The sequence below is a fragment of the Hydrogenophaga electricum genome, assembly GCF_030160815.1.
GTDB lineage: Bacteria > Pseudomonadota > Gammaproteobacteria > Burkholderiales > Burkholderiaceae_C > Hydrogenophaga > Hydrogenophaga electricum.
Genome location: NZ_BSPB01000059.1, coordinates 1 through 20,002 on the forward strand (window position 1 = coordinate 1; position 20,002 = coordinate 20,002).

General features: G+C 67.5%; 20 protein-coding genes. 5 read left to right on the top strand and 15 right to left on the bottom strand.

Annotated elements, in window-relative coordinates:
* Positions 1 to 361: 361 nt before the first annotated feature.
* Positions 362 to 850, bottom strand: coding sequence for an XdhC family protein (locus QQK43_RS20050; protein ID WP_284309209.1), 489 nt, complete (start codon positions 848 to 850; stop codon positions 362 to 364).
* A 155-nt stretch (positions 851 to 1,005) separates the two neighbouring features.
* Here QQK43_RS20050 and QQK43_RS20055 point away from each other — a divergent pair, with 155 nt between their 5' ends.
* Positions 1,006 to 1,914, top strand: a complete 909-nt coding sequence (locus QQK43_RS20055) for a LysR substrate-binding domain-containing protein (RefSeq protein ID WP_284309210.1) — start codon at positions 1,006 to 1,008, stop codon at positions 1,912 to 1,914.
* A gap of 42 nt (positions 1,915 to 1,956) precedes the next feature.
* Here QQK43_RS20055 and QQK43_RS20060 read toward each other — a convergent pair whose 3' ends face one another.
* The 14 genes from QQK43_RS20060 to QQK43_RS20125 form a co-directional block, all read right to left on the bottom strand.
* Positions 1,957 to 2,844: an NAD(P)-dependent oxidoreductase gene (locus QQK43_RS20060; RefSeq protein ID WP_284309211.1), complete on the bottom strand. Its 888-nt coding sequence runs from the start codon at positions 2,842 to 2,844 to the stop codon at positions 1,957 to 1,959.
* Positions 2,841 to 4,271 carry an NAD-dependent succinate-semialdehyde dehydrogenase gene (locus QQK43_RS20065; RefSeq protein ID WP_284309212.1) on the bottom strand — a complete coding sequence of 477 codons (1,431 nt, stop codon included), beginning with the start codon at positions 4,269 to 4,271 and terminating at the stop codon, positions 2,841 to 2,843. Before QQK43_RS20065 ends, QQK43_RS20060 begins: the two co-directional genes overlap by 4 nt.
* Positions 4,272 to 4,275: 4 nt before the next feature.
* Complete coding sequence (locus tag QQK43_RS20070) at positions 4,276 to 5,271, bottom strand: Bug family tripartite tricarboxylate transporter substrate binding protein (RefSeq protein WP_234266911.1); 996 nt, start codon at positions 5,269 to 5,271, stop codon at positions 4,276 to 4,278.
* A gap of 50 nt (positions 5,272 to 5,321) precedes the next feature.
* Complete coding sequence (locus QQK43_RS20075) at positions 5,322 to 6,104, bottom strand: N-acyl homoserine lactonase family protein (protein ID WP_284309213.1); 783 nt, start codon at positions 6,102 to 6,104, stop codon at positions 5,322 to 5,324.
* Positions 6,101 to 7,045 (bottom strand): branched-chain amino acid ABC transporter permease, encoded by a 945-nt coding sequence (locus QQK43_RS20080; protein ID WP_234266913.1) that lies wholly within the window; start codon positions 7,043 to 7,045, stop codon positions 6,101 to 6,103. The genes QQK43_RS20075 and QQK43_RS20080 overlap by 4 nt, the downstream gene beginning before the upstream one ends.
* Before the next feature lie 3 nt (positions 7,046 to 7,048).
* Positions 7,049 to 7,930 carry a branched-chain amino acid ABC transporter permease gene (locus QQK43_RS20085; protein ID WP_284309214.1) on the bottom strand — a complete coding sequence of 294 codons (882 nt, stop codon included), beginning with the start codon at positions 7,928 to 7,930 and terminating at the stop codon, positions 7,049 to 7,051.
* A gap of 8 nt (positions 7,931 to 7,938) precedes the next feature.
* Positions 7,939 to 8,649: an ABC transporter ATP-binding protein gene (locus QQK43_RS20090; protein ID WP_234266915.1), complete on the bottom strand. Its 711-nt coding sequence runs from the start codon at positions 8,647 to 8,649 to the stop codon at positions 7,939 to 7,941.
* Positions 8,646 to 9,413: an ABC transporter ATP-binding protein gene (locus QQK43_RS20095; protein WP_234266916.1), complete on the bottom strand. Its 768-nt coding sequence runs from the start codon at positions 9,411 to 9,413 to the stop codon at positions 8,646 to 8,648. Before QQK43_RS20095 ends, QQK43_RS20090 begins: the two co-directional genes overlap by 4 nt.
* Positions 9,414 to 9,467: 54 nt before the next feature.
* Positions 9,468 to 10,697: an ABC transporter substrate-binding protein gene (locus QQK43_RS20100; RefSeq protein ID WP_234266917.1), complete on the bottom strand. Its 1,230-nt coding sequence runs from the start codon at positions 10,695 to 10,697 to the stop codon at positions 9,468 to 9,470.
* Positions 10,698 to 10,746: 49 nt separating this feature from the next.
* Positions 10,747 to 11,637, bottom strand: coding sequence for an NAD(P)-dependent oxidoreductase (locus QQK43_RS20105; RefSeq protein WP_284309215.1), 891 nt, complete (start codon positions 11,635 to 11,637; stop codon positions 10,747 to 10,749).
* Positions 11,634 to 12,494, bottom strand: coding sequence for an alpha/beta fold hydrolase (locus tag QQK43_RS20110; RefSeq protein ID WP_284309216.1), 861 nt, complete (start codon positions 12,492 to 12,494; stop codon positions 11,634 to 11,636). Before QQK43_RS20110 ends, QQK43_RS20105 begins: the two co-directional genes overlap by 4 nt.
* Positions 12,484 to 12,849 carry a hypothetical protein gene (locus tag QQK43_RS20115; RefSeq protein ID WP_234266921.1) on the bottom strand — a complete coding sequence of 122 codons (366 nt, stop codon included), beginning with the start codon at positions 12,847 to 12,849 and terminating at the stop codon, positions 12,484 to 12,486. Before QQK43_RS20115 ends, QQK43_RS20110 begins: the two co-directional genes overlap by 11 nt.
* Positions 12,850 to 12,938: 89 nt before the next feature.
* Complete coding sequence (locus QQK43_RS20120; protein ID WP_234266922.1) at positions 12,939 to 14,075, bottom strand: AbrB family transcriptional regulator; 1,137 nt, start codon at positions 14,073 to 14,075, stop codon at positions 12,939 to 12,941.
* A gap of 1 nt (position 14,076) precedes the next feature.
* On the bottom strand, positions 14,077 to 15,411 hold the full coding sequence (locus QQK43_RS20125; protein WP_234266924.1) for an MmgE/PrpD family protein: 1,335 nt from the start codon (positions 15,409 to 15,411) through the stop codon (positions 14,077 to 14,079).
* A gap of 156 nt (positions 15,412 to 15,567) precedes the next feature.
* Here QQK43_RS20125 and QQK43_RS20130 point away from each other — a divergent pair, with 156 nt between their 5' ends.
* The 4 genes from QQK43_RS20130 to QQK43_RS20145 form a co-directional block, all read left to right on the top strand.
* Positions 15,568 to 16,725 carry an acyl-CoA dehydrogenase family protein gene (locus tag QQK43_RS20130; protein WP_234266926.1) on the top strand — a complete coding sequence of 386 codons (1,158 nt, stop codon included), beginning with the start codon at positions 15,568 to 15,570 and terminating at the stop codon, positions 16,723 to 16,725.
* Positions 16,726 to 16,808: 83 nt separating this feature from the next.
* Positions 16,809 to 18,893 (top strand): acetate--CoA ligase family protein, encoded by a 2,085-nt coding sequence (locus QQK43_RS20135; RefSeq protein WP_284309217.1) that lies wholly within the window; start codon positions 16,809 to 16,811, stop codon positions 18,891 to 18,893.
* Positions 18,890 to 19,798: an alpha/beta fold hydrolase gene (locus tag QQK43_RS20140; protein WP_234266928.1), complete on the top strand. Its 909-nt coding sequence runs from the start codon at positions 18,890 to 18,892 to the stop codon at positions 19,796 to 19,798. The genes QQK43_RS20135 and QQK43_RS20140 overlap by 4 nt, the downstream gene beginning before the upstream one ends.
* 31 nt (positions 19,799 to 19,829) lie before the next feature.
* Positions 19,830 to 20,002, top strand: a 173-nt coding sequence (locus tag QQK43_RS20145; protein WP_502260856.1) for a thiolase family protein, incomplete at its 3' end; no start/stop codon positions are given.

Genomic DNA, 20,002 nt, shown 5'->3' on the forward strand with positions numbered 1-20,002 from the left:
CCCTGGTCGGCGGCCACGGCCTGACCGGCGGCGATGGCCAGCACGGCAGCAGCAAAAACGGAAGTGAAGCGACGTTGGGTGTTCATGATGGTTCCTTTCGGTGGAATGTCAGAGGTTCATCGTGCCGGGCACGACCCCGGCGGTCTTTTCGGCCCGGTATCGCTGCGTTTCACCGCGTTTCGCGGCGGTCAGTGCGTGTATCGCTGCCTTGGGATGAACTTTAAAATTTCCGAATCAGAAGATAAACCACCAAATCATCCATTAATAATTTCTAAAATAGAAATTATTTTGTCAGGCCTACCCGGCGTCCCAACAACCACCGAGGCACCCAGCCAACCGCCGGAGCACCCAGGTGATGCAGTCAGAGCGCGCAGACGGTGGCTGGTGATGCGGTGTCGGCGCCAGGGCCCAACGCCTGTTTGCCTTCGGCCACCGGCACCGGCAACGGCAACGGGTGGGGGTTGGCGCCGTTTTTGACAGACACGATCTCGGCCAGGGTCTTGCTGCCGATGCAGAGCCTTGCCGGCCCACGCAGGGCAAACCGTTCGCGCCGCGGGTGCGTGTGGCGGCGCGAACCGATGGCGCCGACGCAGAACGCCTCGGACTGCAGGGCGTCGATCAAGGCCTGGTCGTCGAGCTTGGGGTCGTGCGTGAGCGCCACCACCGCGGTGCGGGCATCGGGCCGCATCCGCAGGGTCAGGTCATCGGGCATCTCGCGGGGGAAGTTCACACCGTGCTGCGTCCAGTTCGGTGGCGCGGGCTCGCGCGGATCGCAGACGATGACGTCGAAGTTGAGGCTGGTCGCCCTCTGGCAGGCGCAAGCGCGCCGGCCCATGCTTTCGGACGGCATGGACACTTCGACCGCCCACTTCCGCGTCCGGCAGGGCACCGCCGCGGCCTGATCCGCGTGCCACCGGCGCGGGCCCGCACAGAACGGGGACATGGGCGATCACCGTGGTCCGGCGGCGTCGATTTCTCTATGATCGGGCGGTACCGGCCACCACCATGAAGATTCCGCCCCTCAATCCCCTCAAGGTCTTCGAAGTCGTCGCACGAACCCACAACCTCACCACCGCGGCGAATGAACTGCTGGTCAGCCAGTCGGCGGTCAGCCGGCAGATCGCGGTGCTGGAGGAATACCTGGGCGTCCAGCTATTCACCCGCGAGCGCGTGGGCGTGCGGCTCACCGACGTGGGTGAGGTCTACGCGCAGCGCATCGGGCCGGCCTTTGAGGAGATTTCGCAAGCCACCCAGTTCATCACGCAGAAATATTCGGACAACGTCATCCGGCTGCGCACGTACACCACGCTCACGGCGCGGTGGCTCATTCCGCGCCTGCCGCGCTTCAAGGTGCAGTACCCCGATGTGGAGGTGGACATCGCCAACAGCAGCGCCCCGCTGGATTTCGGCACCGAAAAATGCGACCTGGCCATCGTGTTCGGTGAAGGCCACTGGCCGGACGCCGACGCCACCTTGCTGCTGGAAGACGTGATCGAGCCGGTGTGTTCGCCGGCTTTCCTGGAAGCGGCCCACGGTGGCCTGCGCCTGCCCGAGGCGCTGCACGGCAAACGGCTGCTGGTGTCCAAGTACCGCAAGAACGACTGGCCCACCTGGCTGGCCCACGCGGGCCTCGACGGCGTGTACGACAAGGCCGAGAAGATGATCTTCAGCAGCTCGATCCTGACCTGGCAAGCCGCCATGGACGGGCTGGGCATCGCCATCGGCCAGCAGCACATGCTGGACGCCGACATCCGCGCGGGCCGCCTGGTGCGCCCTTTCGCCAGCCCGCTGCGCACCGGCAAGGGCCACTACATCGTGACCCCTTCGCTGCAGCGCTATTCCAGCAAGATCGCCTCGTTCAAGGACTGGCTGCTGCACGAAGCCCAGGAAACACCCGCGCCGGCCACCGCGTGAGGCGGGTGCCGGCGCGGTGCACCGTCGGGCAGGCGCTGGTGCTCAGGCCTGCGGGCTCGGCCGGATCAGCCGGTAGACCACCGGGTAGTAACTCATGGCGTAGCCCTGGTCGGCGGCCTGGCCCAGCAGGTCGGCTGCGGCTTCGGCCACCGTGGGTCGGATGCCCGAAGCGTGCGCCAGGCCCAGTGCCAGCTTCAGGTCCTTCAGCGCATAAGCGGTCGGGAACAGCTTTTCCGGGAAGTCGTCGCGCGCAAGGTATTTTTCGCCGGTCAGGCGCAGGGCGAAGGAGTCGGCAGAGCCGAGCCGCAGCACGTTCGCGAGCAGGGCCTTGTCCACGCCCGCAGCCTCCGCGATGGCCATGGCCTCGGCCAGCGCGTGCACGGTGGACAGCAGGACCATGTTGTTCATGATCTTCACCACCTGGCCCGCACCCACGCCGCCGCAGTGCAGCACGTCCGAGCCCATGCAGCGCAACTGCGGCGCCACCGCTTCGAACAGTGCGGCGTCGCCGCCCACGGTGATCAGCAGCGTGCCGTTGCGGGCGGCCTCGCGGCTGCGCGCCACCGGCGCATCCAGAAAATTCACGCCCCGCTCGGCCAGCTTCGCGGCCAGTGCGCGGGTGCGGGGCACGTCGCTGGTGCTCATGTCGACCACGGTGCGGATCGAGCCACCCTCGACAATCAGCCCGCCGGTGCCCAAGCACACCGCCTCGACCTGGTCGATCGAGGGCAGCGAAAGGAACACCGTGTGCACCGACTGACGCAGGCCTTCGAGGCTGGACGCCACCGCGCCCTGCGCCGCCAGGCGGGCCACGGCTTCGGCGTTGAGATCGGCCACATGGACCGGGCAGCCTGACTTATGCAGCAAGTTGCTGCACATGCCCTCGCCCATCACGCCGACGCCGACAAAACCGAGCACTGCGGCGCTCACGAGGCGGCTCCCTGGCGCACGCACTTGATGCGCAGAAACTCCTGCACGCCCTCGATGCCGCCTTCGGAACCAAGGCCGCTGTCCTTGTGGCCACCAAACGGCGTCTCCGGCAACGAGGCCTGCCATTCGTTGACACAGACCACACCGCTGTCGATTTCGTTGGCCAGGCGGTGGGCGCGCTGCAGGTGGTTGGTGTAGGCGTACGCGGCCAGACCAAAGGGCAGGCGGTTGGCCTCTGCGATGGCGTCGTCCAGCTGCTCGAACGGGCTGATCAGCGCGATCGGCCCGAACGGCTCGATCGACGCCACATCACTGTCCAGCGTGGGCTGCAGAATGACCGTGGGCCGGTAGAAGAAGCCTTCGCGACCGATGCGTTCGCCACCCGTGGCCACGGTCAGCCCGCGCTCGCGCGCGTCCTGCACCAGGCGGTCGATCGCATCAAGCCGGCGCTGATTCTTGAGCGGGCCCATCTGCGTGGCGGCATCGAACGGGTCGCCCACCACCACCGCCTCGGCCGCCTTCACGAACTTCTCGCAGAACGCGGCGTAGATGGGCGCCTGCACGAGAAAACGCGTGGGCGAAGTGCACACCTGGCCGGCATTGCGGTACTTGGTGGCCACTGCCATGCGGACCACGCGGTCGACGTCGACGTCGTCACACACCACCACGGGCGCATGGCCACCCAGCTCCAGCGTGGCGCGCTTCATGGTCTGCGCCGCCTTGGCGCCGATGATCTTGCCGATGGCGGTGGCGCCGGTGAAGGTCACCATCGCGATCTGCGGTGCGGCGCAGAGCATGTCGGCAATTTCGGCCGGGTCGCCAAACACCAGGTTCACCACCCCATCAGGGATGCCGGCGTCCTGCACCACGCGGGCAATCAGCAGCGCCACGCCAGCGGTTTCCTCCGACGGTTTGATCACGATGGTGCAGCCCGCAGCCAGCGCGCCGCTGATCTTGCGCGACGGCGTGATGGCCGGCGCATTCCACCCGGCGAAGGCCGCCACGGGGCCCACCGGCTCCCACACCACCGTCTGGGTGATGCCTTCGCTGCGTGCGGGAATGGTGCGGCCGTAAATGCGGCGCGCCTCTTCGCTGGCCCACTCGAACATCTCGGCGGCGGTCACCACCTCTTTCTGCGCTTCGCCGTAGGGCTTGCCGAGTTCGCGTGCAATCTGCTCGGCCATGGCCTGGCCGCGCTCGCGCATGAGGGTGGCCACACGGCGCAGCAGCGCCGAGCGCTCGAGCGCCGAAGTCTTGCGCCAGGTGCGAAAGGCTTCGGCCGCGGCCGCCACCGCCTCGTCCACATCGGCGCGCGTGGCATGGGCGTAATCGCCCAGTGGCTGGCCAGTGGCCGGGTTGATGACCGTGAAACGGGTGGCCGAGGCCCCCTGGCGGAACTCGCCCGCAATGAACTGGGAATACTGCATGTCGTCACTCAACCTTGATGTCGGCCGCCTTGATCACAGCGCCCCAGCGCTCCGTCTGTTCCTTGATGTGGTTCGTGAACTGCTGGGGCGTGCCGGTGAACGGATACTGTTCCATGCCGGCCAGCTTTTCCACGATGTCCTTGCGGTGCATGATTTCGTTGATCGCGGTGTTGAGCTTGGCGACGATGGGCTGCGGCAGGCCAGCCGGCGCCATCAGGCCGTTCCACGGTTCGGCCGCAAAACCCTTGTAGCGCGACTCACCCAGCGTGAGGATGCCTTCGCCACCACGCCCGGGCGTGGCGCTGGCCGACGCCAGGATGCGCATCTTGCCGGCCTTCACCTGCGGCAGCGCGGCGGCGCCGGCCAGGAAAGCCCAGTCCACCCGCCCGCCCACCAGATCGGTGACCGCGGCGGAGTCACCCCGGTACGGCACGTGCACCGACTTCACACCGGTCTCGGCCTTGAACCATTCGCCGGCCAGGTGGTTCACCGCGCCGTTGCCGGCCGAAGCGTAAGTCAGGTTGGACGCCGGGTCACGGCCCTTCTTGAGGAAGTCGTCGAACGTGGCCATGGTCGAGGTGGCGGGCACGACGAGGAAATACGGATAGCTCGCCACAAGCCCGATGGCGGTGAAATCGCGCAGTGGGTCGTAGCCCAGGCTCTTTTGCAGATTGGGCGCGATGGACAAGGTGCCGCTGCTGCCGAACATGAGCGTGTAGCCGTCCGGAGCGGCCTTCTTCACCAGCGTGGCCGCCACACCACCACCCGCCCCGGCCTTGTTGTCGACGACGAAGCTCTGGTTGAAACGTGCGCTGAGCTGCTCGGCCAGGATGCGGGCCACCACGTCGGTGGGGCCGCCGGCCGTGAAACCGACAACGATGGTCACGGCACGGTTCGGCCAGTCGCTGGCCGTCTGGGCCCAGGCCCCGCTGCCGGTGGCCAGTGCGCCGGCCAGCGCGACCGCGCGGATGAGGAAGCCCCGTTTGTGGGAAAAGCGCATGAAATGTCTCCTGATGGTGATGGCGGAACGGATGACCACCGCGGGCCGGGTCACGCGATGCGGTAGGCGTGCACGCCCGGCACGCCGGCCGTTGGGTACAGCGTGCAGACCATGGGGTCGTGACCGGGCACGATGTGGTCTTCGCTGTCGGCCAGCGCGCGGATGCGGGCATAGCCCTGCAACATGTCGTCGAGGCTGTAGATGGCGGGGAAAGGGTTCTCTTTGACGAGGTTCTCGCGGTAGTGGGCAGCGTCGGACGCCAGCACCACCCAGCCGCGCGCAGTCCATACCCGCACCACCTGCAGGCCATCGGTGTGGCCGCCCACGCGGTGCAACTCCAGGCCCTCACGCAGTTCGTGAAAGCCGTCGACCAGGCGCACATCGCCCCGGTACAGCCGCTTGATCAGCAGACCGACATCGTCGGTGGAAAAAAAGTGGTTCTGCTTCGGGTCGCACATGCAGTCGCCCGTTGCGTAACGCACCTCCCGGTCCTGCACCCAGATGCGGGCCGAAGGAAAGGCGCCGAGATTGCCGGCGTGGTCGTAGTGAAGGTGGGTGATCACCACGTCGCTCACATCGCCGGGGGCATGGCCCAGGCGGCGCAGCGATTCCAGCGGCGATACCAGGTACTGGCGCTGACGCACCAGGGCCGACGCCGGACTGAAGCCCGTGTCCACCAACGTCACGCTGCCCTGCCCCACCACCAGCCAGACAAAAAAATCCAGTGCCATGGGCGCGTCGGGATCGCCATCGACCGGGTGCAAGAAGTTGCTGTGGCGCACGCGCTCCACGGTCGCGTACTTGATGGCCAGGACCTCGAACGGCGCGGTCATGGAGCGCGCCTCGTGAGCAGGCGCACCAGGGTGTGCAGATACTGCACAACGCCTCCGCGGAAGGCCAGCACGCAGGCGACGAAGATGACGCCCATGATGACGGGCACCAGCGCATCGAACTCGCCCGACAGCAGGTGGTGCACCAGCACCAGGATGGTGGCGCCGAAAACCGGCGCGATGAGCGAGCCGATGCCGCCCAGGATCATCATGATGACGCCGTCGGTGGAGAGGTGCCAGTGCACATCCGACAGGCTCGCCAGCCCGAACACGAGGGTCTTGAGCCCGCCGGCGATGGCCGCCACACCGGCCGACAGCGTGAAGGCCAGCACCTTGTAGCGGTTGACGTTGTAGCCCAGCGAGGTGACGCGCTGTTCGTTGTCTTTGATCGCCTTGAGCACCTCGCCATAGGGCGAGTTGACCACGCGGTGCACGCCCCACCAGGTCAGCACCACGATCGCCAGCACGAAGTAATACAACACGTAGTTGTTGCCCAGGTCGAGCAGGCCGAGGAAAGCCCCGCGCGGCACGCCCTGGTAGCCGTCCTCGTTGTTGCTGAAAGGCGCGGCCACGATGATGAAGTACACCAGTTGCGACAGCGCCAGCGTGATCATGGAGAAATAGATGCCCTTGCGCCGGATCGCCAGCGAGCCGGTGCAAAAGGCCACCAACATCACCAGCAGCAGCGCACCCAGCAGCGCCAGCTCGGGCGTGAAGCCCCAAGCCTTGGTCATGTAGCCGGTGGCGTAGGCGGCGATGCCGAAGAACGCCGCGTGGCCGAACGACAGCAGGCCGGCATAGCCGAACAGCAGGTTGAGCGAGCAGGCGAACAGGGCCATGCAGGCCAGTTGCGCCATCAGCACCGGGTACAGCCAGACCGGCAGCACCAGGGCCAGCAGCAGCACAGCGACCGTGATTTTCTTTTCAGTGGCTTGCGTGTTCACGGGTCACTCCTTACCGAACAGGCCCGAGGGCCGCAGGATCAGCACCAGGATCATCACGACGAAGATGACCACGGTGGAGGCTTCAGGCCAGTAGGCGCGCGTGAGGCCTTCGACCAGCCCCAGGAACAGGCCGGTGATGATGGAACCCAGGATCGACCCCATGCCGCCGATGACCACGATGGCGAACACCACGATGATCAGGCTGTGCCCCATGATCGGGCTGACCTGGTAGATCGGCGCGGCCAGCACGCCGGCAAAGCCGGCCAGCGCCACGCCCAGACCGTAGGTCAGCGTGACCAGCACCGAGACGTTGATGCCGAAGCTGCGCGCGATGGCCGGGTTCTCGGTCGAGGCACGCAGATAGGCACCCAGCTTGGTCTTTTCAATCATGGCCCAGGTGGCAAAACACACCACCAGCGACGCCACGATCACCCACACCCGGTACTTGGGCAGGCGCATGAAGCCCAGGTTGTAGGCCCCGCTGAATGCTTCGGGCGCGTCGAAGGACATGCCCGCAGCGCCAAACCAGTAGCGCGCCAGGCCTTCGATGATGTACGCCAGCCCCAGCGTGAGCAGGATGCCGAACACGTGATCGATCTGGTAGAGCCGGCGCAGCATGGTGCGCTCCAGCACACACCCGAAAGCGCCGATGAGCAACGGCACGATCAGCAGCGACCACCAGTAGCTCACGCCCAGCTTGGTCAGCAGCAGCCAGGCCAGCAGCGCACCCAGCATGTAGATCGCGCCATGCACAAAGTTGACGATGTTCAGCATGCCGAAGATCACGGCCAGGCCGAGGCTGAGAATCGCGTAGAAAGACCCGTTGACCAGACCGACGACGATCTGGCCCATGACGACGGGCAGTGGCAGTCCAAAAAGCTCCATGGTGGTCCTCAGATGCCCAGCAGCTCTTTGAGCGCTGCCTGTTGCGAGGCGATCTCTGCAGCCGGCAGGTGCGAGACCACCTCCCCGTGTTCGATCACGTAGAGCCGGTCGGCCAGATCGGCCGCAAACTCGAAGTTCTGCTCCACCAGCACGATGGTGTAGCCGCGCTGTTTGAGGGCCTCGATCACCTGCCCCAGCTTCTCCACGATCACAGGGGCCAGCCCTTCGGAGATTTCGTCCAGGAACAGGATGTCGGCCCCGGTGCGCAGGATGCGCGCCATCGCCAGCATCTGCTGTTCACCGCCCGAGAGTCGGGTGCCCTGGCTCTTGCGGCGCTCCTTCAGGTTGGGAAACAGGTCGTAGATCTCGTCCAGCGACATGCCGCCCGGCTTGAGCACCGGCGGCAGCAGCAGGTTCTCCTCGCAACTGAGCGAGGCGTAGATGGCACGCTCCTCCGGGCAGTAGCCCACGCCCAGGCGGGCGATCTGGTGCGTCGGCAGCGACATCACGTCGCGGCCATGGATGCGCACCTCGCCGGACCGCTGGCTGGTGAGGCCCAGGATCGCGCGCAGGGTGGAGGTGCGGCCGGCGCCGTTGCGGCCCAGCAGCGACACGCATTCGCCCTGGCGAACCTCGATGTCGATGCCATGCAGCACATGGGACTCGCCGTACCATGCCTGGAGGTGCTTCACCTCAAGGGCGAGAGGGCTGCTCGTCAATTCGGACTCCTGTGCTTCTTGCGGCCCATGTAGGCCTCGATCACGGCCTCGTTGGCCGAGACTTCCGCGTAGGTGCCGCTGGCCAGCTCGCTGCCGCGTGCCAGCACGGTGATGCGGTCGCTGATACCCGCCACCACCTTCATGTTGTGCTCCACCATCACCACGGTGCGGCCCGCGGCGAACGACTTCACCAGCGCCATGATGTGTTCCACGTCCTCGTGGCCCATGCCCTGCGTGGGCTCGTCCAGCAGGATCACGCGCGGCTCCAGCGCGATGGTGGTCGCCAGTTCGAGCGCGCGCTTCTGCCCATAGGCGATTTCCACCGCCAGCCGGTCGGCGGCACTGTCCAGGCGCACCAGCCGCAGGATCTCCAGGGCGCGCTCGTTGTAACGCTCCAGCAGGCGGTTGGCGCTCCAGAAGTTGGGCGCACCGCCGTCGCGCTTTTGCAGCGCGATGCGCACGTTCTGCAGCACCGTGAGGTGGCCGAACACCGCCGATATCTGGAACGAGCGCACCATGCCCAGGTTCGCGATCTCGGCCGGCGACTTGCCGGTGATCTCCGCGCCGTCCAGGAACACCTGGCCGCGCGAGGGCTTGATGAAGCTGGTCAGCAGGTTGAAGAACGTCGTCTTCCCGGCACCGTTGGGGCCGATGATGGCGTGGATGTCGCCCTTGCGCACCGCCAGGGAGACCTTGTCGACGGCCGTGAAGCCGTTGAAGTCCCTGCCCAGCGAGCGGGCCTCGAGGATGATGTCTGGTTGCATGGGGGCGCGGGGCACCCCGGCCACGAACGGCCGGCAATGCCCAGGAAGATCAGGTCACTTCTTGACCAGGGAGCACTTGCTCTCGGCCAGCGGATGGAAAGCCTTGTCGCCGGGCACGGTTTCCAGCACCGTGTAGTAGTCCCACGGCGACTTGGACTCGGCCGGCTTCTTCACGCGCACGAGGTACATGTCGTGAACCATCTTGCCGTCTTCGCGCACCTTGCCATTTTTGGCGAAGGCGTCGTTGATCGGCATGCTCTTGATGGCCTTCATCACGTCGGCCACGTCGTCCGACTTGGCCTTCTCGATGGCCTTGAGGTACTGCAGCGTGGCCGAGTACTGGCCGGCCTGCAGCGCGGTGGGCATGCGCTTGGTCTTTTCGAAGAACTTGCGTGCGAAGGCGCGCGAGGACTCGTCGAGATCCCAGTAGAACGATTCCGCGAACAGCATGCCGCCCGAGTCCTTGAGGCCGATGCCGTGCACGTCGACGATGCTCATCAACATGGCCACCGCCTGCTGGCCACCCTCGACCAGACCGAATTCCTTGCCCTGCTTGATCGCGTTCTGCAGGTCCAGCCCGGCGGTGGCGATCGCCACAGCGTCGGCCTTGCTGGCCTGCGCCTTCAGGATGTACGAAGAGAAGTCGTTGCCGGGGAAGGGATAGCGCGAAGAACCCAGCACCTTGCCGCCCGCACCTTCGATGAACGCCTTGCCGTCGTTCTCCAGCGAATGGCCGAAGGCGTAGTCGGCCGTCAGGTAGTACCAGCTCTTGGCACCGTTCTTCACGATGGACTGCGTGCCCACCTTGGCCAGCGAATAGGTGTCGTACACCCAGTGCAGGTTGGTCGGCGTGCAGTCCTCGTTGGAGATGCGCACGGCGCCCGCGCCGGTGACGATGGAGATGCGGTTCTTCTCCTGCGCGATCTTCATCGCGGCCAGTGCCACGGCGCTGCTGCCCAGTTCGGTCACAGCGTCGACCTTGTCGCGGTCCAGCCATTCACGCACCCGGGCCGAGCCCACGTCGGCCTTGTTCTGGTGGTCGGCACTCACGACCTGGATCGGGTAGCCCAGCACCTTGCCGCCAAACTCCTCGACCGCGATTTCGGTCGCGACGATGGAGCCGCGGCCAACGTTGTCCATGAAGGGTCCGTTGATGTCGGTCAGCACGCCGATCTTGACCATGCCGTCCGAGATCTTCGCCTTGGCATCCTGCGCGTGGGCGGCCATCGACGCGGCCAGCAGGGCAGCGCCAAGCGCCACCCGGGTAAGGGCAATCCGTTTCATGAGTGTGTCTCCAGGGTTTGTGTGTGGAACGGGAAAATGCGGCCCGCCGCTACAGGCGGATCGGGTCCAGGCCGTTGGACTCGGCCCAGAAATCGGTCATGGACGAGGTGTCCTGCCCGTCCTTGCCCGCATGCCGTGCGAGCTGGAACAGGCTGCGCGCCAGGTTGCCCATGGGCAGCGACACCCCGGCCGACTGCGCGGCCTGGCAAGCCAGCGTGAGGTCCTTGAAGCCCAGCGCGATGTCGAAGCCGGGCGTGAGGTCGCCCTTGAGCACCTTGACCGGCCACTTTTCCTTGAGCTGGCCGTTGGACGCCGTGGTGCCGGTGAGCACCTCGAAGGTCTTGCGCACGTCCAGCCCGAGCGCGCTGGACAGCACCAGGGCTTCGGAATTGATCTGGCAGTAGCACAGCACCATCAGGTTGTTGATGAGCTTCATGCGCGTGCCCGCGCCCGGCGAACCGCAGTGCAGCACCGTGGTCCCCATCTTGAGCAGCAGGGGTTCGAGCACGGCCCGATCGGCCTTTTCAGCCCCCAGCATGAACAGCGATTCACCCCGGTCGGCATGCGCCGCCAGCCGGCCCACCGGCGCGTCGGCAAAGTGCACGCGGCGCTCGCTGGCGGCGCGCGCCAGTTCGTCGACCGTGTCGGTGTCGATGGTGCTCAACTCCACCAGGTGGGCCCCGGCCTTCAAACCGGCCAGCACACCGCCTGCGCCCAGGATCACTTCGCGCGCCTGCTTCGGGCCGGGCAGCATGGTGAACACCACGTCCACGTCCGCCGCGAGCTGCTGCACATCCGGGGCACGCCGGGCGCCGAGCGCGACCAGCTTGTCCACCGGCGCTATCTGAAGGTCGTGGACCGTGAGGTCCACCTGGTTGCGCACAAGGTGGGACGCCAGGGCAAAGCCCATGCGACCGAGTCCGATGAAGCCGACTTTCATGGCTGGATTTCCGGGGATTCGATGCGCTGCAGCACGGGCAGCAGGTGGCTGATGAACGCGGCCGGCGCCTCGCTCATCGGAAAGTGACCGATGCAGGGCATGATCTGCAGCTGCGAGCCGGGAATGAGGCGCGCCAGGTCTTCACTGTCCTCGGGTGTGCACGAATAGTCGTACTCGCCGGTGAGCAGGTACAGCGGGCACTTCGACACGTCGATCTTCTGCACCATGCCGCGCAGATCGCCCTCGCCTTTGTAGAAGTGCAGGTCGCCTTTGAAGATGCCGGGACCACCCTGCATGTAGTGCCACAGCGTTTCCCAGCGGTCCTGGTTGTCGGCGTGCGGGCCGATCAGGCCCGAGACGATGCCCGCACACACCTCGCCACCGTGCACGTCCGGGCGGTGCAGCCAGTCAAGTTCGTAATAGGGATTGACGTGCGCACCCGACTGCAGGCCGATCAGCGCCTTGAAGCGCTCAGGGCAGCGCAGCGCCAGGTGCAGCACCACGCGCCCGCCGATGGAGCAACCGAGGGTGATGGGCCGATGGATCTCCATCGCGTCCATGAATGCCGTGATGGTCTCGACGTAGAGGTCGCTGGTGAGCTTGTATTCGTGTGTCTCCCAGCCCGCCGGGGGCGACGACTTGCCGTGGTAGGGCATGTCGAAGCAGATGACCTGGAAGCGCGAGGTGATGGCCTCATCGTTCATCAGTCCGCGGTACTGGCGGCTGTCGCTGCCTGCGGTGTGCAGGCACAGCAGCGGCTGGCCGGCGCCGGCAGTTTCATAGTAGACACGGCAGGCACGGCCCGCAATCTCGACGTTGACATAGCCGCCCACCACGGCCTCTTTCTTAGCGCGCATGGATCTGGCTCCCGAGCTGGCGCACCAGCTCCTTGAAATACAGCAGGTTGCTCATGAAGATGGCCTGATCGCCTTCGACCTTGAGCGTCTTGAACTTGACCATGGCCATGAGATCGTGGAAACGCGGTTGCGGCGTGGGTGCCCAGAAGCGCTGCCAGGTGTCGTCGCCGGCCACGAGGGCGAAAGTCCAGCGCGGCATCACGTGCGGACCAGGCTGGACGCGCACCACGCGGCCTTCGTGGATGGTGACGAGGTACTCGGCCTCGCCCTTCTTGAGCAGGAAGGTGACGTTGACATAGCGGCCGCGGTAGGCCAGCCAGTCGCCACTCGGGTCGTTCGGATGGGTAGGGTTCATGGGTTCATCTCCGGAAGTGGATTCTCCATAGCGCACACATCCGGACAACCGACAATTTGTCCGCAAGGAATGACCTTTGGTCATGACTGTCATGCGCCGCCCTCGCCCGCCCCTGCCGGCACGGTCAGGCGGCGTGCCCAATGGCGGTACACGGGCTGCACCAGCACCAGCACAGCCACCAGCCGCGTGACCTGAAAGGCCGTGACCACGGCCACCCCCAGTTGCAACACCTTGGCGGTGATGGACATCTCGGTCATGCCTCCGGGCGCGGTCCCCAACATGGCGGTCGCCGGGTGCAGGCCACTGACCAGCGCCAGCAAGCCGCCGAAGACCGCACAGGCCAGCAGCAGACCCAGCGTGCCCAGGGCAACGCGCCACAGCCAGTGCGGCGCCGTGCGCACAAAAGCCGGGCTGAAGCGCACACCCAGGCTCACACCGATGAACAGCTGCGCCAGGTTGGACAGCACGGCGGGCACCGCGGACGGGGCGGTCTGGGTGACGGCCAGTGCGATCGCCACCAGCAAGGGGCCGAGGAACCACGGGTTGGGCAAACGGCGCCAGCGCATGAGCCACGCGCCCGCCCCGGTGGCCAGCGCCAGCAGCGCGAGACCCACCACGCTGGCGGTTTTCGTGAGGCCGGGTGAGAGCGCCACCACATCGAGGTGCCACCACGATTTCGCCATCAACATGCCGAAAGGCATGACCAGCACCACGATCAGCATGCGCAGGCTGTGCGAGGCCGCGACCAGATCGGTGCGCGCGCCCTCGCGCTCGGCCAGCAGCGTCATTTCGGAAGCGGCGCCGATCGCGCCGGCGTAGTAGGCCGAGGGCCGCAGCGCGGCGTCGTCCACACCCGGCAACCGCCCCGAGCACGAACGGTACAGCCAGTGACCGTACAACAGCCCGAGCAGCAGCGCCCAAACCACCGAAGACACCACCGCCCACCAGAGACCCAGCAGTTGCGCCACGATCTGCGGTGTGAAGTACAGGCCCAGCGAAGCGCCCATCACCCACTGCCCGGCATTGCGCAGGCGCAGATCGCTGCGGGTTGGCAGGCCGCCCAGGGTCAGCAGCGCGGTGGCCAGCAATGGGCCCAGCATCCACGGGATCGGCATGCGCAGCCACAGGCACAGCTCGGCCGCCGCCCAGGCCAGCAGCAGGGTGAACAGTTTGAAGCGCAGATCGGGGCGTGGCGACGGCGGTTCGCCGGGCGAAACCACCGCCATCTCAAAGGTCCAGCAGTTGCGCGCGCGCCTCCAGCGTCCACAGGTGGCTCAGCAAGCGCTCCGCACGCTCGCTGCCCACCACGGGCACCGCCAGTTCGAGGAATTTGCCGGACAACTCGTCGTCCGTCAGTGGCTGCTCGGGATCACCCTTGCGCGTGGGCTGCAGGTAGCTGCCCGTGCGGCCGTCTTCGGTGGTGAAGCGCAGGCGCGCGGCGCGCTGCCCCGGGAAGCGCCCGTCGATTTCGGGATCGACGCTCAGGTGGATGCGCGCCATCAGGGCCCGGACGTCGGGATCGCTCAGGCGCTCGTCCGAAAACGCCGACAGCCGCACGCTGCCGTGAATCAGCGCCGTGGCCACCACGAAGGGAATGCTGAACCGCGCCTCGGCCGCCGTGCGCGGGTGAAAGTTGCCGGCCACCGCCAGCGCCGGGCCATAGGTCGCCACCTCGACCCGCTGCAACGTCTGCCAGCGCACATCGCCCATGCGCGCGCGCAGTTCCAGCGCCCCGTCAATGGGTGCGAAGGTGTGGCCGCAGCAGGCGTGGTTCTTGAAGGTCATGCGGGTGATGTGGAAATCCCGCCCCAGCGTGGCCACCGCCTGCGCCCAGTCGACGTCACCGCTCATGGCGCGGCCCAGACCGGCCTCGCCATCGAGCACATCGAGCGAACCGGTCACCCCCTGTTCGGCCGCCAGTGCGGCCAGCACGCCCGCCTCGGCCGCGTGGCCGGCGTGCAGCGGTTTGGACATGGAGTCCATGCGGAAGGCCTGCTGCAGGCCGGCAGCGAAGGTGGCACCGGTACACAGCGCATGCGCGTGCCGCGTGGCGTCCAGGCCCAGCAGTGTCGCGGCGGCCGAGGCCGCGCCGAACGTGCCGACGGTGCCGGTGTTGTGCCAGTGGCGGTAGTGGTCGCGCCCCATGGCGGCGCCGATGCGGGTTGACACCTCGTAGCCCGCGACCACACCGCGGATCAGCTGCAGGCCCGTGGCGCCACGCGCCTGTGCCAGGGCCAGGGCGGCGGCGATGGTCGGCGCCCCCGGGTGGAAGATGGCCTCGCGGTAGATGTCGTCCACCTCCACCGTGTGGGCCGCCGTTCCGTTGATCAGCGCCGCCGCGCGCACCGTGGCCGCCCGGCCCAGCGCCAGGCGCGCGCCCCCGCGGTCCAGGTCTTCTTGCAGCGCCTTCTCCAGCAGCGTGGGCGGCGCCTCGACGGCACCGGGCAGCAGCGCGGCGTACCAGTCGACGATGGCACGCTTGGCGTGGTGCACCACCTCGGCAGGAAGTGGTGCGTGGCACAGGGAAGCGGCGTAGGCGGCGAAAGTCTGGGCAGCGGTCATGGGCCGATCTTGGCCGCAGCGCCCGGCGCTGACCACTTCACATTTGTGGCGCTGGTATGAGAATTTGTTCAGGCTCATGACAAAAGCGGAAGTTCTCAAGCCCGGTCGGCGCGGGCAATATCCGCCCGTCATCGAACCCACCACACAGGACAGTGCATGGATTTCACACTCAGTGAGGAACACCGGGCTTTTGCCGATTCGGTCGCCCGTTTCGCCAACGACAAACTCAAGGACGGCGCGCTCGCCCGGGCCCACGCCACCCATTACCCCTGGGAGACAGCCGCGTTGCTGGCCGAACAGGGCCTGCTCGGCATCGCCTTCCCCGAAGAAGACCAGGGCCAGGGCGGCACGCTCATGCACGCGGTGCTGGCCATCGAGCAGATCGCCCTGGTCTGCCCGCGCAGCGCCGACATCGTGCAGGCCGGCAACTTCGGCCCGATCCGCACCTTCGTCGAATATGCGACCGCGGAGCAGAAAGCGCGTTTCCTGCCCGACCTGCTGGCCGGCAAGAAGCTGATTTCGCTGGGCATGAGCGAGCCCGACGCCGGCTCGGCCGTGACCGAGCTCAAGACCAGCGCCCGCCTCGACGGCGACCACTACGTCATCAACGGCAGCAAGGTGTTTTCCACCCACAGCCCGGAGGCCGGGCTGTTCCTGATCTACGTGCGCTTCGGTCCCGGCGTGGGCGGCATCGGATCGGTGCTGGTCGAACGCGGCACGCCGGGCTTCCAGATCGGCGAGCCGTCGGCCTTCATGAACGGCGAGCAGTGGGCCCAGCTGTATTTCGACAACTGCCGCATCCCGGTGGCCAACCTGCTGCTGGGCCCGGGTGGCTTCAAGAAGCAGATCTCCGGCTTCAACGTGGAGCGCCTGGGCAATGCTTCGCGCGCGCTCGCGCTGGGCCGACACGCCTTCAACCTGGCGCGCGAACACGCGCTCACCCGCAAACAGTTCGGCCGCGAGCTGTGCGAATTCCAGGGCATCCAGTGGAAGTTTGCCGAGATGGCGATGAAGCTGGAGCAGGCCCAGATGCTGCTGTACCGTGCCGCGCTCGAAGGCGAACACGGTCTGCCATCGGCCCAGAGCACCGCCATGGCCAAACTGGCCTGCAACATGGCGGGCTGGGACGTGTCCAACGAAGCGCTGCAGGTCATGGGCGGCACCGGGTTCAGCCAGGAATGTCTGGTGGAATACTGCGTGCGGCGCACGCGGGGCTGGATGATCGCGGGCGGCTCCATCGAGGTGCTCAAGAACCGCATCGCCGAAGGCGTGTTCGGCCGCACCTTCTCGCAGCGCCCGCCAGCGGCGAACTGACTCGCGCCACGCAGCCCCTGCCCTCCCGGCCCGCGGTACCCATTGCGGGCCGGGCCCGACCCGACTCCCGAAAACCGAGACGCATGAACCAGCCTTCCACCGGCGCCGCCCTGGCCTCGGCCCTGCTCAACCCCACCAGCGTGGCCCTGGTCGGCGTGTCCGACGACACCTCGAAAACCAGTGGCCGCCCGCTGCAGTACCTGCGCCGCAGCGGCTTCGCCGGCGCGATCTACCCCATCAACCCAAACCGCACCACCGTGCAGGGCGAGCGAGCCTGGGCCTCGCTGGCGGCGTTGCCAGAGGTTCCTGAACACGTGTTCGTGCTCTCGCCCACCAGCAGCGTGGTCGAGACGGCACGCGAATGCGCCCGCCTCGGCGTCAAGGCCATCACCGTGCTGGCTTCCGGATTTTCCGAGGCTGGCGCCGAGGGACTGGCGCGCGAACAGGCACTGCGGGACCTCTGCGCCGCCTCCGGCCTGCGCCTGCTCGGCCCCAGCAGCCTGGGGGTGGTGAACCCGCGCAACGGCCTGATGCTCACCGCCAACGCCGCGTTCGCCGAGCCCGATTTGCCGGTGGGCAAGGTGCTGGTGGCCTCGCACAGCGGCAGCATGATCGGTTCGCTGGTCTCGCGCGGCAAGGCCCGGGGCGTCGGGTTTGCGGGCCTGGTGTCGGTCGGCAACGAAGTCGACCTGAGCATCGGCGAGATCTGCATGGCCACGCTCGATGATCCCGACATCGAGGGCTATCTGCTGTTCCTCGAAAGCCTGCGCCACGGCGCCGAGCTGCAGGCCTTCGCGCGCGCGGCACGGCGCGCAGGCAAACCGGTGATCGCCTACAAGCTGGGCCGATCCGCCGCCGCGGCCGAGATGGCCACCACGCACACCGGCGCCATCGCGGGCGAAGACGACATCGCCGACGCCTTCTTCAAAGACCTGGGCATCGCGCGCGTAGGCATCCTCGAGGCCTTGCTGGAAACCTTCCCGCTGGCGCGCCGCATTCCGCTGGAGAGTGCACCGAAACGCGTCGGTGTGGTCACCACCACGGGTGGCGGCGCCGCGATGGCGGTGGACCAGCTCGGTGTGCGCGACGTGGTGGTTGAGCCGCCGTCGGCGCAGACCCTGGCGCTGCTCGATCAGGCCGGCCTGCCCTGCACCCCCGGGCGCGTGCTGGACCTGACCCTGGCCGGGACCAAATACGAAACCATGAAGGCCGCGCTGGACATCCTGCTCGCAGCGCCCGAATTCGATCTCGTGCTCGCGGTGGTCGGTTCTTCCGCGCGCTTCCAGCCGCATCTGGCGGTCAAGCCCATCATCGAATGCGCCCGCCACGCCAAGCCGCTGGCCGCCATGCTGGTGCCCGATGCACCCGAAGCCCTGGCCTCGCTCACGGCCGCGGGCGTGCCCTGCTTCCGCACACCCGAAGCCTGTGCCGATGCCATCGCGGCGGTGTTCGCGCGCCGCCAGCCCGGCCCGCCGGCACAGGCCCTGCCCGCAGACACGCCGGACCAGGTGCGCACGCTCAGCGAAGCCCAGGCCTACGGCATCCTCGACCAGATCGGCGTGCCACACGCCCCCGCCGCGCTGCGCCGTTTCGACGACACCGGCACACCCGCCCCGCTGCCCTTCGGCTTCCCGGTCGTGGCCAAGGTCTGCTCGGCCGAGATCCCGCACAAGACCGAGGTGGGCGGTGTGCTGCTCAACCTGCAGGACGAGCAGGCACTCGCTGCGGCCATGACCACCCTGCGCCAGCATCTGGACGACAAGGCGCCCGGTGTGGCCTGCGACGAGGTGCTGGTGCAGCCCATGCAAAAGGGGCTGGGCGAGGTGCTGGTGGGCTACCGCGTCGACCCGGAAGCCGGCCCCATCATCATGCTGGCCGCCGGCGGCATCTGGGCCGAGATCGCCAAGGACCGCAGCATCCGGCTGGCCCCCGTGACGGTGGAGACGGCGCGCGAGATGGTCACCGAGGTCAACGCCCTCAAGCCGCTCACCGGCTTGCGCGGCAAGCCGCGCGGCGACCTCGAAGCGCTGGCGCGCACCGTCAGCGCGTTGTCGCAACTGGCCTTGCAGCCCGCTTTGCGCGTGGTGGAAGCCGAGGTCAATCCGCTGCTGATCCTGCCGGAAGGCCAGGGCGTGACCGCAGTCGACGCACTGATCTACCAGGCATGAGCGACGCACAGGGCCCCTGCGCAGCCCGCCACCTCGTCGCGGCGCGGCGCGGGCTGCGCGCCCTGGCAGCGAACGGCCAGTCGCACGTCACCACCGGAGAGGCTGGCACCCGCCTGCACTGGCGCCACTGGGGCCCGCCGGACGCCCCCGCGCTGGTGCTGCTGCACGGCGGTCACGGCGCGTGGACGCACTGGGCCCGCAATATCGAAGCCCTGGCCGCCGCCGGGCGCAGCGTCTGGGTGCCGGACATGCCTGGCTTCGGCGACTCCGACACCCTCCCCGGCCCTCCGCATGCCCCCGACCGCATGGTCCGCCTGGTGGCGGCGCTCGAACAGGGGCTGCGCCAGCTCATCGGCACGCACACCCGCTTTGACCTCGCCGGCTTCTCGTTCGGGGGTCTGGTGGCCGCCCAATGGGCCTGCGGCCCGGCGATGGGCCGTGTGGGGCACCTGGCCTTGCTGGGCACCGCCGGCCACGGCGGCGAGCGCCCGCGGACCATCGAACTGATCAACTGGCGCAGACTGGCCGGCGCTGAGCGCTGGCAGGCGCATGCCGACAACCTGGCCCTGCTGATGCTGCACGACCGCGCGCGCATCGACGCGCATGCCCTGGTATTGCACGCCGACGCCTCGCGCGCCACGCGCTTTCGCAGCAAAGCCATCTCGCGCGACGCACAACTGGCCGACATCCTCACCCCTTACCGCGGCGCCCTGCTGCTGCTCTGGGGCGAACACGACGTCACCGGGCGCCCCCAGCAGATCGGCCCGACCCTGCTGCAAGGCCGGCCCGAACGGCGCCTGCACATCCTGCCCGATGCCGGCCACTGGGTGCAGTACGAACGGCCCGACGCCACCCATGCCCTGCTGCTCGACATGTTCGCGTCGGGCACCTGCAGTCCCTCCTGATCACCGCCTTCGACCGATCCCGGACCCGACCATGCCCCCAGCCTTCATCTGCGACGCGATCCGCACCCCCTTCGGCCGCTACGGCGGCGCCCTCAGCAGCGTGCGCGCCGACGACCTCGGCGCCATCCCGCTCAAAGCCCTCATGGCCCGCAACCCCGGCGTGGACTGGGCCGCCCTGAGCGACGTCATCTACGGCTGTGCCAA

Coding starts and splice junctions, on each gene's coding strand:
- QQK43_RS20050 (WP_284309209.1), bottom strand. CDS start 850: ATGCCGTCCGAAAGCATGGGCCGGCGCGCTTGCGCCTGCCAGAGGGCG.
- QQK43_RS20055 (WP_284309210.1), top strand. CDS start 1,006: ATGAAGATTCCGCCCCTCAATCCCCTCAAGGTCTTCGAAGTCGTCGCA.
- QQK43_RS20065 (WP_284309212.1), bottom strand. CDS start 4,271: ATGCAGTATTCCCAGTTCATTGCGGGCGAGTTCCGCCAGGGGGCCTCG.
- QQK43_RS20070 (WP_234266911.1), bottom strand. CDS start 5,271: ATGCGCTTTTCCCACAAACGGGGCTTCCTCATCCGCGCGGTCGCGCTG.
- QQK43_RS20075 (WP_284309213.1), bottom strand. CDS start 6,104: ATGACCGCGCCGTTCGAGGTCCTGGCCATCAAGTACGCGACCGTGGAG.
- QQK43_RS20085 (WP_284309214.1), bottom strand. CDS start 7,930: ATGGAGCTTTTTGGACTGCCACTGCCCGTCGTCATGGGCCAGATCGTC.
- QQK43_RS20095 (WP_234266916.1), bottom strand. CDS start 9,413: ATGCAACCAGACATCATCCTCGAGGCCCGCTCGCTGGGCAGGGACTTC.
- QQK43_RS20100 (WP_234266917.1), bottom strand. CDS start 10,697: ATGAAACGGATTGCCCTTACCCGGGTGGCGCTTGGCGCTGCCCTGCTG.
- QQK43_RS20105 (WP_284309215.1), bottom strand. CDS start 11,637: ATGAAAGTCGGCTTCATCGGACTCGGTCGCATGGGCTTTGCCCTGGCG.
- QQK43_RS20110 (WP_284309216.1), bottom strand. CDS start 12,494: ATGCGCGCTAAGAAAGAGGCCGTGGTGGGCGGCTATGTCAACGTCGAG.
- QQK43_RS20115 (WP_234266921.1), bottom strand. CDS start 12,849: ATGAACCCTACCCATCCGAACGACCCGAGTGGCGACTGGCTGGCCTAC.
- QQK43_RS20120 (WP_234266922.1), bottom strand. CDS start 14,075: ATGGCGGTGGTTTCGCCCGGCGAACCGCCGTCGCCACGCCCCGATCTG.
- QQK43_RS20125 (WP_234266924.1), bottom strand. CDS start 15,411: ATGACCGCTGCCCAGACTTTCGCCGCCTACGCCGCTTCCCTGTGCCAC.
- QQK43_RS20130 (WP_234266926.1), top strand. CDS start 15,568: ATGGATTTCACACTCAGTGAGGAACACCGGGCTTTTGCCGATTCGGTC.
- QQK43_RS20135 (WP_284309217.1), top strand. CDS start 16,809: ATGAACCAGCCTTCCACCGGCGCCGCCCTGGCCTCGGCCCTGCTCAAC.
- QQK43_RS20140 (WP_234266928.1), top strand. CDS start 18,890: ATGAGCGACGCACAGGGCCCCTGCGCAGCCCGCCACCTCGTCGCGGCG.